The sequence below is a fragment of the Cupriavidus basilensis genome (genome assembly GCF_008801925.2).
GTDB lineage: Bacteria > Pseudomonadota > Gammaproteobacteria > Burkholderiales > Burkholderiaceae > Cupriavidus > Cupriavidus basilensis.
Genome location: NZ_CP062804.1, coordinates 455,987 through 470,089, shown reverse-complemented (window position 1 = coordinate 470,089; position 14,103 = coordinate 455,987). Strand labels below are relative to the sequence as shown.

Annotated in this window: 13 protein-coding genes; 10 read left to right on the top strand and 3 right to left on the bottom strand. The window is 61.8% G+C overall.

Going from position 1 to position 14,103, the window contains the following annotated elements:
• Position 1 precedes the first annotated feature (1 nt).
• Positions 2-520 (bottom strand): universal stress protein, encoded by a 519-nt coding sequence (locus tag F7R26_RS23060; RefSeq protein ID WP_150984283.1) that lies wholly within the window; start codon positions 518-520, stop codon positions 2-4.
• Positions 521-949: 429 nt separating this feature from the next.
• Between F7R26_RS23060 and kdpF the strand changes: the two genes are divergently transcribed.
• From kdpF to F7R26_RS23025, 7 genes are all read left to right on the top strand, one after another.
• On the top strand, positions 950-1,048 hold the full coding sequence (kdpF, locus tag F7R26_RS23055; protein ID WP_150984284.1) for a K(+)-transporting ATPase subunit F: 99 nt from the start codon (positions 950-952) through the stop codon (positions 1,046-1,048).
• Positions 1,045-2,832 carry a potassium-transporting ATPase subunit KdpA gene (gene kdpA, locus F7R26_RS23050; protein ID WP_150984285.1) on the top strand — a complete coding sequence of 596 codons (1,788 nt, stop codon included), beginning with the start codon at positions 1,045-1,047 and terminating at the stop codon, positions 2,830-2,832. Before kdpF ends, kdpA begins: the two co-directional genes overlap by 4 nt.
• 10 nt (positions 2,833-2,842) lie before the next feature.
• On the top strand, positions 2,843-4,960 hold the full coding sequence (gene kdpB, locus F7R26_RS23045; protein ID WP_241754695.1) for a potassium-transporting ATPase subunit KdpB: 2,118 nt from the start codon (positions 2,843-2,845) through the stop codon (positions 4,958-4,960).
• Positions 4,961-5,004: 44 nt separating this feature from the next.
• On the top strand, positions 5,005-5,574 hold the full coding sequence (gene kdpC, locus F7R26_RS23040) for a potassium-transporting ATPase subunit KdpC (RefSeq protein ID WP_150984286.1): 570 nt from the start codon (positions 5,005-5,007) through the stop codon (positions 5,572-5,574).
• Between the two features lie 82 nt (positions 5,575-5,656).
• The gene (locus tag F7R26_RS23035) at positions 5,657-8,365 is read left to right on the top strand and encodes a DUF4118 domain-containing protein (RefSeq protein WP_150984287.1); all 2,709 of its coding nucleotides are present in this window, start codon (positions 5,657-5,659) and stop codon (positions 8,363-8,365) included.
• Positions 8,366-8,375: 10 nt separating this feature from the next.
• Positions 8,376-9,077, top strand: a complete 702-nt coding sequence (locus tag F7R26_RS23030) for a response regulator (RefSeq protein WP_373887611.1) — start codon at positions 8,376-8,378, stop codon at positions 9,075-9,077.
• A 63-nt stretch (positions 9,078-9,140) separates the two neighbouring features.
• Positions 9,141-10,385, top strand: coding sequence for a cation:proton antiporter (locus F7R26_RS23025; RefSeq protein ID WP_150984289.1), 1,245 nt, complete (start codon positions 9,141-9,143; stop codon positions 10,383-10,385).
• A 238-nt stretch (positions 10,386-10,623) separates the two neighbouring features.
• On the opposite strand, the gene F7R26_RS23020 is transcribed toward F7R26_RS23025, so the two are convergent.
• Positions 10,624-10,908, bottom strand: coding sequence for a DUF2188 domain-containing protein (locus F7R26_RS23020; RefSeq protein WP_241754694.1), 285 nt, complete (start codon positions 10,906-10,908; stop codon positions 10,624-10,626).
• A gap of 25 nt (positions 10,909-10,933) precedes the next feature.
• Here F7R26_RS23020 and F7R26_RS23015 point away from each other — a divergent pair, with 25 nt between their 5' ends.
• Positions 10,934-11,188, top strand: a complete 255-nt coding sequence (locus tag F7R26_RS23015) for a hypothetical protein (protein ID WP_170301755.1) — start codon at positions 10,934-10,936, stop codon at positions 11,186-11,188.
• A gap of 503 nt (positions 11,189-11,691) precedes the next feature.
• Positions 11,692-12,504, top strand: a complete 813-nt coding sequence (locus tag F7R26_RS23010; RefSeq protein ID WP_150984292.1) for a helix-turn-helix domain-containing protein — start codon at positions 11,692-11,694, stop codon at positions 12,502-12,504.
• 155 nt (positions 12,505-12,659) lie between these two features.
• On the opposite strand, the gene F7R26_RS23005 is transcribed toward F7R26_RS23010, so the two are convergent.
• Complete coding sequence (locus F7R26_RS23005) at positions 12,660-12,947, bottom strand: hypothetical protein (protein WP_150984293.1); 288 nt, start codon at positions 12,945-12,947, stop codon at positions 12,660-12,662.
• A gap of 274 nt (positions 12,948-13,221) precedes the next feature.
• Between F7R26_RS23005 and F7R26_RS23000 the strand changes: the two genes are divergently transcribed.
• Positions 13,222-14,043: a CPBP family intramembrane glutamic endopeptidase gene (locus F7R26_RS23000; protein WP_150984294.1), complete on the top strand. Its 822-nt coding sequence runs from the start codon at positions 13,222-13,224 to the stop codon at positions 14,041-14,043.
• The last annotated feature ends 60 nt before the right edge of the window (positions 14,044-14,103 follow it).

Here is a 14,103-nt window from a genome sequence, read left to right as displayed (position 1 = left end):
TTCAAAACGCGGAAGTGTAAACAGCAAGCGAGGGGGGCGCGTGGTGGGTGTTCTGCTTTCCTGGCTCCGGCATCGGGGCGGCCGGACCACGGTTTGATTTGACCAGAGTCACTGGTATGCCGGCCCGCCGCAGCACCTTGCCGGCCATTCCGCCGCCAAACAAAACGTTCAGACGCGACCATGCCGTGGTGCCCATGAGGATGCCATCGCACTGGTTTGCCGCAGCGGCACGGACGATGGATTTGGCTATGCCACCCAGGCCGATCTGCGACACATAGTTGACACCAGAGTCGTCGAGTATCTCGCAGGCCTGCTGCAGCGCCTCTTCTCCCTTTTCCCGCTCCAGCTTGCGCAGCTCCGAGAGAGAATGGAAGACGGCAGCACGACCCAGTTCCAGGGGTTCCTGGACGTTGAGCAGGACCACCTTGGCGACGCTATGCTCCCGGAATAGGAAGGCGGCGTGACGAACGGCCCACAGGGAACACTCGGAACCGTCGACGGGAACGAGAATTGTCAGCATCTGAAATACCCTGCCTCTGCGCACAAGACCTGTCTGTTTAGATATAGGAGCCCGCGCGCAAAGACGGCATAAAAAAACGCCCCTTTGTTTCGTCAATGCCCGTGTGCGAGGACAAAAGGCCAACTTATCTGGCGCCGTATTCGCTTCAGTTGAGTGTCTCCAATACCACTTTCGATGAGAAAAAGAGTCCGCTCGGATCGCAGCGTGACGGTCGAAAACGGCACTTTCCATTGAAAATCTATACACGTTTTTTACGTTCATCGCGGCGTTTTCGACACATATTTTGTGGCGGCTCTCCTATATTTAGTCAGTCTCCCTTTGCAAGACGGAGCCATCTCATGGAAATGCTGGTGGTACTGCTGATTGCAGTCTTCGGTGCGGCACTGTGGGCACTGATTGCAGGCTTTCGCCGTCTGGAGCGTCGCACCCATGAACGCTGACCTGCTTTACTGGCTTGCGGGCGGCGTGACCGTCGGCCTGTTCATCTACCTCCTCTATGCACTGTTTAACGCGGAGGACGTGGCATGAACGCCTCTCCCTTCGTCCAGCTCGGACTCTACCTGGTTGTGCTGTTCACGCTGGCCTGGCCGCTGGGCCGTTACCTGACCGCTGTCATGGACGGCCACCTGAGCGCCCGCTATCGCTGGCTCGGCACCTTCGAGCGCGGTATCTGCAGGTTGATCGGCACCCGTGCCGATGAAGACATGCCGTGGTGGCGCTATGCCACTGCCATCGTGCTATTCAACCTGCTTGGGGTGATCGCCGTCTATGCACTGCAACGCCTGCAAGGCTGGCTGCCGCTCAACCCGGCCGGCATGGCCAATGTCGAGGCGGGCTCCGCTTTCAATACCGCCGTCTCCTTCGTCACCAATACCAACTGGCAGGGCTATAGCGGCGAAAGCACGATGAGCTACCTGACCCAGATGCTGGTATTGACGGTGCAGAATTTCTTTTCGGCCGCCACCGCGATGGCAGTGGTGGTAGCGTTGGTCCGTGGCTTTGCCCGCCGCTCGGCCGCCGGTATCGGCAATGCCTGGCTCGATCTCGGCCGCGCCACCTGCTACGTATTGCTGCCACTGGCCTTCCTGATGGCTCTCTTTCTGGCCTGGCAGGGTGCGATCCAGAACTTCGGCGCCTATCAGGACGCGAAGCTGATCGAGCCGATTGCCTATCAGCAGCAAAAGAACGATGCCAATGGCCAGCCCATGGTCGATGCCGCCGGCAAGCCGGTGATGGAGGACCTGAAGACGGATAAGCAGACCATTCCCATGGGTCCGGTTGCCTCGCAGGAAGCCATCAAGATGCTGGGCACCAATGGAGGTGGCTTCTTCAATGCCAACTCTGCCCACCCGTATGAAAACCCGACGGGGGTGTCCAACTTTGTGCAGATGTTGTCGATCTTCCTGATACCGGCCGCGCTGTGCTTCATGTTTGGCGCCATGGTCGGCGATATGCGCCAGGGCGTCGCGGTGGTCGCGGCCATGACAGTGATCTTCATCGCCATGTTTGCCGTGGTGCAGTGGTCCGAGATGCATGCCAACCCGCTGCTGACGCAACTTGGCGTGGACGGCACTGCCGGCAACATGGAAGGCAAGGAGACCCGCTTCGGCATCACCGCCTCTAGCCTGTTCGTTACGATTACCACCGCGGCAAGCTGCGGTGCCGTGAATGCGATGCACGACAGCCTGTTGCCTCTCGGTGGCCTTGTGCCGATGTTGCAGATGCAGCTTGGCGAAGTGGTATTTGGCGGGATTGGGTCGGGCCTGTATGGCATGCTGGTGTTCGCCATCCTGGCGGTGTTCCTGGCCGGCCTGATGATCGGCCGAACGCCGGAATACCTCGGCAAGAAGATCGAGTCCTATGAAATGAAGATGGTCTCGGCCGCGATCCTGATCACCCCATTCCTGGTGCTGGGCGGGACAGCGGTTTCGGTACTGGCCAAGGACGGCCTGGCGGGCATCCTGAATCCAGGGGCGCATGGCTTCTCGGAAATCCTGTACGCCTTTTCCTCCGCCGCCAACAACAATGGCTCGGCCTTTGCGGGGCTCAGCGCCAACACACCCTACTACAACCTCCTGCTGGCGCCGGCGATGTGGTTTGGCCGCTTCGTGCCAATCGTGGCCGTGCTTGCCATTGCCGGTAACCTGGCGAGAAAGCCGCGCCTGGCGGTATCGAGCGGCACCATGCCCACCCATGGCGTGCTGTTCGTATTGCTGCTGGTCGGCACAGTGATCATGGTTGGCGCGCTCACCTACATCCCGGCCCTGGCCCTGGGTCCCGTGGTCGAACACCTGCAACTGTTTGCGCACTAGGACGGCAGTCATGAACGATACGACAAGGCCTGAGCCACCCTCGCAGGGGGGCCACGCTGCCGACGACCGCGCTTTGCGTTCGCTGCCTCTGTTCGACCCGGTGCTGGTCAAGCCAGCCATCGCGGAATCCTTCCGCAAGCTGTCGCCGCGCGCGCAGCTGCGTAATCCGGTCATGTTCGTCGTCTGGGTCGGCAGCGTGCTCACCACCTTGCTCGGCATCCAGGCCGCATACGGTCGCGGTGAGGCGCCCGCCGGCTTTATCTTTGCCATTTCCGCCTGGTTGTGGTTTACCGTGCTGTTCGCCAACTTCGCCGAGGCATTGGCCGAGGGCCGTGGCAAAGCCCAGGCGGCGGCTTTGCGCGGTAGCCGCAGGAACGTGATGAGCAAGAAGCTTGAGCAAGCCAGGCGGGATGCAGAGATCACGGTGATGGATTCCGCCAGCCTGCGCCGCGGCGACCTCGTGCTGATCGAGGCCGGCGACATCGTACCAGCCGATGCCGAAGTGCTGGAGGGCGTCGCCTCGGTGGACGAATCGGCCATTACCGGCGAATCGGCCCCGGTGATCCGCGAGTCCGGCGGCGATTTTTCCGCCATCACCGGGGGCACCCGCGTGCTGAGCGACTGGCTCGTCGCCCGCGTGACCGCCAATCCCGGCGAGGCCTTTCTCGACCGGATGATCGCCATGGTGGAAGGCGCCAAGCGCAAGAAGACGCCAAATGAAATCGCTCTGACCATTCTCCTGGTGGCACTGACCCTGGTCTTCCTGATGGCCACCGTGACCCTGTTGCCGTTCTCCCTCTATGGCGTCACCGCTGCCGGCAGCGGGAGCCCGGTCAGCATCACCGTCCTGATCGCGCTGCTGGTCTGCCTGATCCCGACCACAATCGGCGGCCTGCTTTCCGCCATCGGCGTGGCCGGCATGAGCCGCATGCTGCAGGCCAATGTGATCGCCACCTCAGGGCGCGCGGTGGAGGCCGCCGGCGATGTCGACGTCCTGCTGCTGGACAAGACCGGCACCATTACCCTTGGCAACCGCCAGGCCAGCGCCTTCCTGCCGGCACCGGGTGTCTCGGACCGGGAACTGGCCGATGTCGCCCAGTTGGCCTCCCTGTCGGATGAAACACCGGAAGGCCGCTCGATTGTCGTGCTCGCGAAGGAAAAGTTCGGTATGCGCGGTCGCGAACTGCATGACGCTCATTTCCTCCCCTTCACCGCGCAGAGCCGGATGTCCGGGGTCAACATCGGCGAACGGCATATCCGAAAAGGTTCGTCCGATGCGGTGCGGGCGCATGTGGAGGCCGCAGGTGGCCTCTACCCGCAGGGTGTCGCCGATCAAGTCGACCAGGTCAGCCGCCGTGGAAGCACACCTCTGGTGGTGATCGACGGCGAGCGCGTCATGGGCGTGGTGGAACTGAAGGATATCGTTAAGGGCGGCATCAAGGAGCGCTTCGCTGAACTGCGCGTGATGGGCATCAAGACGGTCATGATCACCGGCGACAATCGTCTGACCGCGGCCGCCATCGCCGCCGAGGCCGGCGTGGACGACTTCCTCGCCGAGGCCAGGCCGGAAGACAAGCTCAAGCTGATTCGCGACCAACAGGCCGGCGGCAAACTAGTGGCGATGACCGGCGACGGTACCAATGACGCGCCGGCGTTGGCCCAGGCAGACGTGGCGGTGGCCATGAACAGCGGCACGCAGGCGGCAAAGGAAGCCGGCAATATGGTCGATCTCGACAGCAACCCGACCAAGCTCATCGAGATCGTCGAGACAGGCAAGCAGATGCTGATGACGCGCGGCGCGCTAACGACCTTCTCGGTGGCCAACGATGTGGCCAAGTACTTCGCCATCATCCCGGCTGCCTTCGCGGTCACCTACCCGCCACTGAAGGTGCTGGACGTGATGCACCTCTATAGTCCGGCCTCGGCCATCCTGTCGGCGGTGATCTTCAACGCCGTCGTCATCATTGCCCTGATCCCGCTGGCCTTGAAGGGTGTGAAATACCGGCCGCTCGGCGCCGATGCGCTGTTGCGCCGCAACCTGTTGATATATGGCGTAGGTGGTTTGATCGTCCCGTTCGTCGGCATCAAACTGATCGATCTCGTGCTTGGACTGATCGGCGTCGCTTAGGCGCCGGGAACCCTGCCCAAGCAGGTAGCAGAGGAGTGTTGGACATGAAATCGCTGATACGCCCGGCCGTGACGCTGTTCCTGCTGCTGAGCGTCGTGACAGGCCTGCTCTATCCGGCAGCGGTCGCTGGCGTGGCGAAACTGCTCTTCCCCCATCAGGCTGCGGGTAGCCTGATCAAACATGGCGACGAGGTAGTCGGCAGCGAACTGATCGGCCAATCGTTCAGTGGCATGCGCTACTTCTGGAGCCGGCCTTCGGCCACCACGCCGATGCCGGACAACGCGACAGGCTCCAGCGGCTCAAACCTTGGCCCTACCAACCCGGCCCTGGTCGATGCGGTGAAGGCACGCGTCGAGGCAGTCCGTGCCGCGCATCCGGATCGGACGGGCCCGGTGCCGATCGATCTGGTAACGGCGTCCGCGTCCGGCCTCGACCCGCATATCTCGCCGTCGGCGGCTTACTATCAGGTCGAACGGGTCGCCAAGGCGCGCGGTCTGCCGCCTGCCAGAATCAAGCAGTTGGTGGACCAATACGTGGAGAACCCCAGTTGGGGCATCTTTGGCGACAGCACCGTGAATGTGCTCAAACTGAACCTGGCACTCGACAAGGGCTGATCCGCCTATCCGAAAGGCCCGTGTCCGTGTGGTTCGGCCTTACACCATTGGGGTCTCCGTTTCTGGACCGAAGAGGTGGACCGTGGACGCCGACCGTCCCAATCCTGACCGGCTGCTGGAATCCCTCAAGGAGGAAGAACTGGCCGCCGCGCGCGGCAAGCTGAAGATCTTCTTCGGCGCCTGCGCCGGTGTCGGAAAAACGTACGCCATGCTGCAGGCCTGCCGGCAGAAGCAGGCCGAAGGCGTGAACGTTGTCATCGGCTTGGTGGAAACGCATGGCCGGGCCGAGACCGCCATCCTGCTCGATGGCATGCACGTGTTGCCGCCGCGCAAAGTCCCCTACCGGGACCGGATACTGGCCGAGTTTGATCTTGACGCCGCGTTGGCGCTGAAGCCCGCGCTCGTCGTCGTAGACGAACTGGCGCACTCCAACGTCGAGGGCAGCCGCCACCAGAAGCGCTGGCAGGATGTGGAGGAACTGCTGTCCGCCGGCATCGACGTCCATACCACGCTCAATGTGCAGCACATCGAAAGTCTCAACGATGTGGTCGGATCGATCACTGGCATCCGCGTGCGCGAGACGGTACCCGACCGGGTGTTCGACGCCGCCGACGAGGTGACGCTTGTTGATCTGCCGCCTGACGAACTCCTGAGCCGGCTCGAAGCCGGCAAGGTCTACCTGGCCGACGAGGCAGCGCGCGCCGCAAGGAATTTCTTCCGCAAGGGCAACCTGATCGCATTGCGCGAACTGGCGCTGCGCCGTACCGCCGATCGGGTCGATGCGCAAATGCGGGCCTACCGGGCCGACCGCGCCATCGTCAGCGTCTGGCAGGCGAAGGAACGCCTGGTTGTCTGCATTGGCCCTGGGCAGAGCGGCGAAAAGCTCGTCCACGCCGCCGCCAGACTGGCCGCGAAGCTCCAGGCCGACTGGATCGCCGTCTATGTCGAAACACCCGCACTGCAACGACTACCGCCCGCCGGTCGCGCGCGTGTGCTGAGCGTGCTCAAGCTGGCCGAGGATATGGGCGCCGAGACTGCCACGCTAGCCGGCAGCGACGCCGCTACCACGCTGGCGGCCTATGCCAAGAGCCGCAATGCCAGCAAGCTCGTGATCGGTCACCGGCTGATGCCCGGCTGGCGCCGTAAGCTGCTGCCAGGCCTGGCCGACCGGCTGGCAGAACGCGCAGCCGAGTTGGACCTCTACCTGGTCGGCATTGATGAAACCGCGCCGCCGGCCGACGAGCGGCGCAGCCAGCCCGGCAAACCGGACTGGCGCGGCTATGGCGCGGCCACCGCCATTGTGGCGGCCACCACAGTGGCGACGGCGGCCCTGCTTTCGGTATTTGAGCTCGCCAATGTGGTGATGGTATTCCTGCTCGCAGTGGTGGGGGTTGCCATCCGCTACGGACGTGGCCCGGGTGCGCTGGCGGCCATGCTGTCGGTGCTGGGACTTGATTTCTTCTTCGTCCCGCCCAGGTTTGCCTTCACCGTCAATGACACCCAATACGTCTTCACCTTTGCCCTGATGCTTGTGGTGGCTTTGGTAATCGGACAATTGGCCGCCCAGTTGCGCTTCGAGGCTACGATTGCTCGCCTGCGCGAACGGCGGGCCAGTGAACTGGCAGGCCTGGCACAACAGCTCTCGGCGGCATTGATCACAGAGCAGATTGTCGGCATCGCAATCGACAGGATTGACTCCATCTTCAGCGCCAACTCGGCGGTGCTGCTGCCAGACAGCCGCGAGCGCATACATGAGCCGTCGACACCATCCGATGCGGCCACGTTGGCGCAGACCGATAACAGCGTGGCGCAGTGGGTTTACGACCATCAGCAGCCGGCCGGTCAAGGTACCAGCACACTGCCATCGACGCCGGCCAGATACTTGCCGCTGAAGGCGCCGATCCGAACGCGGGGCGTGCTGGCCATCCAGCCGGCTGACAGGGCGCTCTTCGAGACCCCGGAAGACATGCGCCTGCTCGACGCCTGTGCCGCACAGATCGCGCTTGCACTGGAGCGCGTGCATTTCGTGGAAGTCGCACAGGACGCCCTGGTCCACATGGAAGGTGAGCGGCTGCGCAATGGTTTGCTTGCAGCCGTTTCCCACGACTTGCGTACCCCGCTGACGGCACTGGTCGGCCTGGCCGATACATTGAGCCAGAATGAATTGCCGCCGGTGACCCGAAAGGAGCTCACCCTGGCCGTGGGCCAGAAGGCCAGGGGAATCGCAGAACTCGTGGGAAAGCTGCTGGATATGGCGCGCTTGCAAGCCGGCGCAGTCAAAGTCAAGCGCGACTGGCAATCGCTGGAGGAGGTGATTGGCTCCGCCCGGCGCCAGCTCGAACCGGTGCTGTCCGGGCACAAGGTAAGCGCCCGCCTGCCCGCCAATCTGCCACTGTGCGAATTCGATCCGGTGTTGATCGAGCGAGTATTGGTGAATCTGTTGGAAAACGCTGCCAAGTACACGCCACCGGGAAGCGAGATCGTGGTGTCTGCCAGCGTCGGTGACGGCATGCTCCGAGTTTGCGTGGACGACAATGGCCCCGGGTTGCCGGCTGGGCGCGAGGAATCGCTGTTTGCCAAGTTCGAGCGAGGTGAGAGCGAATCCGCGCTGCCTGGCGTCGGACTCGGCCTCGCCATTTGCCGCGCGATCGTCGAAGCACACGGCGGCCGCATATATGCTGAAAACCGCAACGAAGGCGGAGCCCGCTTCGTCTTCCTGCTGCCCTTCAGCGCTTCTCCCTCCATTGACGAAACGAGGACCCAGGCGCACTCATCGGATCTGCCCATCTAGCCGCATGCGCATCATGAAAACCGCAATCCGTATCCTGGTCGTTGAAGACGATGCGCAGATCCGCCGCTTTGTCTGCGCCTCACTGGCCGCCGATGGCTATAGCGTATTCGAAGCCGACACCGTGGCACGCGGGCTGATCGAAGCCGCGAGCAGGCAGCCAGAGTTGTTCATCGTCGATCTCGGGCTACCTGACCGCGACGGCCGCGAACTCATCTCAGAACTCCGCGCGTGGACCGGTGCCCCCGTGATTGTGCTGTCGGCTCGTGACCGCGAAGAGGATAAGGTGGCAGCATTGGATGCCGGCGCCGATGACTACCTGATGAAACCCTTTGGCGTTCCGGAACTGCTGGCAAGGGTCCGGGCGCAATTACGCCGTAGCACCCTGATGGCCAGCGGTGAGCCCGCCGGGATCGTGACCTTCGGCGAAGTATCGGTGGACCTGGCATGCCGCGAAGTGAGGCGGCAAGGTAAGCTGGTACGACTGACGCCAATCGAATACCGTCTGCTGGTAGCCTTGATCAGCGGTCATGGCCGCGTGCTGACACATCGTCACCTTTTGCTCGAGGTATGGGGACCGAATAGCGCCGGACGCTCGCACTACTTGCGGATCTACATGGGCAACCTGCGACAAAAGCTGGAGGCTGATCCAGCAAATCCTTGTCATTTCATTACCGAGCTTAGCGTGGGATATCGGCTTGTTGGCCTGAGCTGAAAGGACATTGTCGATTTTGCGGAGTAAGAAGATGCAGGCTGCGATGCAGAAAGACGGCGCGTCATGATCAATGCCATCGCCTTGCTCGTCGTTGCGGCGGCGGGGTTCGCCTATCTCAATGAACGAATCACGCGGCTGCCGATGACCATCGGCGTCGCAGCGATTGCGCTTGCCTGTTCGCTTGCGTTCATGGTGTGTGACGGCCTGCAGCTTGCAAACTTGCGCGATCCCGTGTCCCGGTGGCTGTCGGCGCTTGATTTCAGTCAGCTACTGCTGCAGGGCATGCTGTCTTTCCTGCTCTTCGCGGGCGCGTTTCATGTGGATGGGCGCAGGCTGCGGCAATACGCCTGGCAAATTGGATTTCTGGCCGTAGTGGCAACGGCGGCCTCGGCTTTCCTCATCGGTGTCGCGACACACTGGGTGCTCCGGGCAGCGAGCGTCTCGCTACCGTTATCCTACTGTCTTGTCTTTGGGGCGCTGATCGCGCCCACCGATGCGGTCGCAGTCCTGGGAGCCTTGCGCCGGGCGAAGGTGCCAGGGAACGTTGAGACGGCTATCGCCGGAGAGTCCCTGTTCAACGATGGGGTGGGTATCGTGCTCTTCACCATCTTCGCGCAGCTTGCCACTTCTCCTGGCATGCCTTCTACCTGGTCGGTCGTCGCCGACTTTTCTCGCCAGGCGTTTGGCGGGTTGCTCCTTGGCGGCGCTGTCGGCGGTGCCACGTTCTTGCTGATGCGGCGCATTGACCGTTATCAGGTCGAAGTCTTGCTGACACTCGCGGCGGTTGTCGGTGGCTATGCGGTTGCGGCGAATATCGGCGTCTCAGGCCCTCTCGCGATGGTAGTGGCGGGTGTTCTGTTGGGCAACGAAGGACGCGAACAGGCCATGTCGGCTACCACGAGGGACAATATCGACACATTCTGGGAACTGATCGACGTTGCTCTTAACGCGATACTCTTCACCCTAATCGGACTAGAAGCCGTCTCTGTGCATGCAGAAACGCGCGCATGGATTGCTATACCGGCCACAGTCCTGATCGTGCTTGTTGCTCGAATCCTGACCGTAGGCGCTCCCGTTGCATTGGTGAGCGCGGCCTTTCGGCTGCCGGCGAAGACAGCTCCACTATTGGTATGGGCCGGACTACGAGGCGGAATTTCGATCGCGCTCGCCCTGTCCTTGCCGTCCGGGCATGCGCGCGATATTGTTCTTATGCTGACTTATGGCAATGTCATCTTCTCGACTTTTTCCCAGGGCCTGACTATCGGATGGCTTGCCAAGCGCACCCAGAAACACTTGCAAGGCCGGTAGCCGGTTCGCTGAGTTCTGGGCGTCATGGATTTTTCGCATATGGCACCTCGGCTCCAAGGATTGGCGATTCGATCGCAGAATCGCAACAAACGAGTTCATTCCCGAATTGACGCATCCACTTCAGTCCTGAAGCGGCTTCGGCCTTGACCCTCAACGCGTGGAGTTCATCAAACTTGGGGCAAGGACGCGCGCCTTAAGTGCGCGATTTCGCATGAGAGTGCGGCAGACTCTTTATTCTCTATCGGCACTTGAAAGCGAGATCGTGATTCAAGGCATTGCGCATGCATACCCTGCCCTCGCTATCGAAGACCAGCATGTCGACATTGTCTCGCCGCGCTCTTATGTTACCGGCCGCAATGGCTTGATCCCGGGTCGCATGGTGCGACTCGGCGTATCTCGCGCCTTCAAAAATGACATCCCAGCCGTCACGGTACGGGACGATCCAAAGATCGGTGTTCAAAATACTCTCCAACTTCAACAAAATTGACTTGTTGTGGGCTGTGCATTGCAAAAGAAAACCCACGCGCGTCGCGCCTGGCTAAGCAGGCATGGCGCCGCTCTCGCTGCTAGGACTTTTCTCCGCGGTCAGCCGGATGCTCGTTGCCCAAGTCAAGCACGTGGCCGAATCCAGCGGCGGGAAGTGCCGCTCTGAGGGTATCCATGACGGCGTCATGCATACCCTCTTCGAGGTGCATATGCACAGTGGTTTGGCCGCGGCTACAGTCAACTTCGACGACGTAGGAACGAGCCACGTTGCCGAGGATACTGTGCAGCCACTGGCGCAACGTGAGCACGTGACTTGAGGACACTGGCAAGCGCAGACGGACCCAGCGACTGGCGGTGTACCCCGTGCCGCCGGCTGCCGGCCTGATCAGTTCGCCCTTGCGGGCGCCATGCCGACGAGGAACGCTAGCGAGGGCAAGTGCGAGGCTTGACTGGAGCATACGGTTTTCGCTGTGGGGCGCGGATGGTCTCTTCGTGAGCTAATGGTAGGAGGGGAGGTGTCAACATGGCGCAACAGTGTGTGCGAATTGCATAAGAATTCCGTCAAGAAACCCCCATCTCAACGATTCGGCAATGTCGCTTCGTGCACTTGACCGCCGGCCGAATTCAACAGGGCATGATGTTTATGTAGAAGGGCAGCGCGTCGCTAACCGCATGCTGCGCCAATCCGATCAGAGATTGTGCAATCTGCACGCTAGCGTACCGACTTACACCATCCAACCCGACATTCTTGGACCAGTTATTGCACGCGCCAAACGGCCAGCGCAATTAGCGCCCTCCCCCAATCTGGTCAAGGACCACAATGCGCAGTGAATCGACGATAACAGAAACCCTGCAGCAAGAAGTACTGGTAGCAGCGATCGACCCGACTCATCGCGATCATGCTCCGCGCCCCCCATCCACAGATGAAGTGCCAGGGAAAGAGATCAGCCACATCGCGAACTGTTCGAATTGCCCGATGCGACAATTTTGCATGGGCGACAATCTCGATGACTCAGAAACGGTCAGGCTCGCTTCCGTTATCCACAACTGGCGCATGGTTCGGCGCGGCGATGCCCTCTATCGCGATGGTGACACGTTCCATAGCCTCTATCCCCTGCGCTCGGGGGCATTCAAGACGGTCGTTACCAACCAGAATGGATGCGAGCAGGTTAGCGGCTTCTACTTCACTGGTGATACTCTAGGGTTGGATGGAATCTGCACTTCACGGCATGGATGCAATGCCATTGCGCTGGAAGACAGCGCAGTCTGCGTGATTCCATTCCGCTTGCTCGAAGCGCTCTGCCGCGAAATGCCCTCCCTGCAACGGCATCTGCATCGTATGCTGAGTAGCGAAATCGTGCGGGGCTCCGGCGTGATGCTCTTGCTTGCCAGCCTTTGCGCCGATCGGCGCGTCGCCTCCTTCCTGCTGGATATTTCCACACGGCAGCACTCGCGTGGCTACTCTCGCCGGGAACTCTCGCTACGCATGACACGGCAAGATATCGGCAGCTATCTCGGCATAAAGCTTGAAACCGTCAGTCGCACACTGTCACGCTTTCAGGGAGATGGTCTGATCCGTGTGCAGGGCAGAACCGTCACACTGCTTGATCCTGATACCCTGGACTGTATCTAGCATCTCCCGGCAATCGAGCCCATAGTGCGGCTACGCCCACCGCGCTTGTTGAAGAGCTGGATCTTGAGTCGCTCGGGGCCGAAGGCGAAGGCGCCAATCCTTCGACTACAGGTCGCCCCTCATATCATTAGCGCAAAAGACGCTGTCTCTGACCCCTAGGGCAAATTTCTGCCGGGAAGTGAAGGTGTCCTTCCTCGTGCGCCACTGGCGCGCACTGCGTGCCGGTCAATGGCGCGCGCGCGGTTCCTGTCCCGGCGTGCTGCATTGAGCCCTTGGCTGTCTGGCAGGCTGCGGCCGCCCAGGTCATTGTCGCCGCGGCCACCGAAAGCGCCGAGCCTGACGTCCTCGCCCATCCCCCCGACAACATGCTGCGCCTGGGCGGCTCCCGAGCTCGCCGCCAGCGCGGCGATCGCCATCAGGGCAAACGAGTAGATCTTGTTCATGCGAATTTCCTGCGTTTCATGTCGTACCGCATGCCGCAGTATTGGCGGCCGCCGTCTTTTGGGGCTCGGGGAGCATAGTGCGACGGGCCTCCCGCGGTTGTAATCAATTGTTAGTACCTGGCCGGTGCTAAAGCGAAAAGCCACGATGCACGCACCTGCCGCCTGCCTTCCACGTCATTTTTGAGCGGCCGACTCTACAGAATCGCGATACCGCTGCCGTTAATGGAGACGGCCGTCGACAACAAGCCCTTCGCCCCGAAAGATTTCGCGATCCATGAATTCCAACCGGCCAGACCAGACCCGACCGATTACCTTCCAATGGGCGCTCGCGCTCACTTTCGTGGCCTGGTTTGTCGAGGTGATTTTGACCATGTTGCTGCGCCCGGCCTTGCTGCGCAGCGGCATGCAGCCAATGGCCGCCGCCAGCCTGATTCGCGTGGCCTGCTATGGGCTGGTATTCAGCACCTTGCTGCATGCCAGCGGGTTGAGCTATCGCAAGCTGTTCCACGAAGGCAGCGCCAGCGTGGCGGCCACGCTTGGCCTGTTGGGCCCGCCGATCCTGCTGATGGTGCCGCTGATCCTGCTGCTGGACGGACTGGCCATGGTCGGCATAGAGGCGCTGTTCCCGTTTTCCGCCGACGATGCGCGCATGATCACGGAGATGACGAGCGGGGGCATCGGCATCTGGGTGCTGGTGTGCGTGATCGCGCCGTTCGTTGAGGAGATGTTCTTCCGCGGCATCCTGCTGCGCGGCATGCTCCGTCGGTACGCGCGAGCCGATGCCACCGTGTATTCGGCCTTCGTCTTCGGCGTGGCGCACCTGAACATCTACCAGTTCGTGATTGCGTTCGCCATCGGGCTGTTCGCGGCGGCGCTCTATTGCCGCACGCGTTCGCTCTGGCCTGGCATCGTCCTGCATGCGGGCCTGAACACCGGCGTCATGATCTCAGGCGCGGTGGTGCCGGAAAGCACGGCGCTGGAAGCGCCGGTCGCCGTGTGGGCGTTAGCCGTTCCATTGGGGCTGGCCGGCGCCTGGATGCTACGCCGGCTGCTCTGGTACGCGCGTGGCGCGGGTGCGGCCGAAGGCCAATCCTGACAGCCAGCTTCCTCCCTGCAGGCAACCCGCGAGGCCGGCGCCCGGGCAAACTTCATCACC

Bases quoted from the DNA above. Each gene is read 5' to 3' on its own strand.
- kdpA (WP_150984285.1), top strand. From the start codon at position 1,045: ATGAACGCCTCTCCCTTCGTCCAGCTCGGACTCTACCTGGTTGTGCTG.
- F7R26_RS23000 (WP_150984294.1), top strand. From the start codon at position 13,222: ATGAATTCCAACCGGCCAGACCAGACCCGACCGATTACCTTCCAATGG.
- F7R26_RS23025 (WP_150984289.1), top strand. From the start codon at position 9,141: ATGATCAATGCCATCGCCTTGCTCGTCGTTGCGGCGGCGGGGTTCGCC.
- F7R26_RS23005 (WP_150984293.1), bottom strand. From the start codon at position 12,947: ATGAACAAGATCTACTCGTTTGCCCTGATGGCGATCGCCGCGCTGGCG.
- kdpB (WP_241754695.1), top strand. From the start codon at position 2,843: ATGAACGATACGACAAGGCCTGAGCCACCCTCGCAGGGGGGCCACGCT.
- kdpF (WP_150984284.1), top strand. From the start codon at position 950: ATGAACGCTGACCTGCTTTACTGGCTTGCGGGCGGCGTGACCGTCGGC.
- F7R26_RS23010 (WP_150984292.1), top strand. From the start codon at position 11,692: ATGCGCAGTGAATCGACGATAACAGAAACCCTGCAGCAAGAAGTACTG.
- F7R26_RS23060 (WP_150984283.1), bottom strand. From the start codon at position 520: ATGCTGACAATTCTCGTTCCCGTCGACGGTTCCGAGTGTTCCCTGTGG.
- kdpC (WP_150984286.1), top strand. From the start codon at position 5,005: ATGAAATCGCTGATACGCCCGGCCGTGACGCTGTTCCTGCTGCTGAGC.
- F7R26_RS23015 (WP_170301755.1), top strand. From the start codon at position 10,934: ATGGCGCCGCTCTCGCTGCTAGGACTTTTCTCCGCGGTCAGCCGGATG.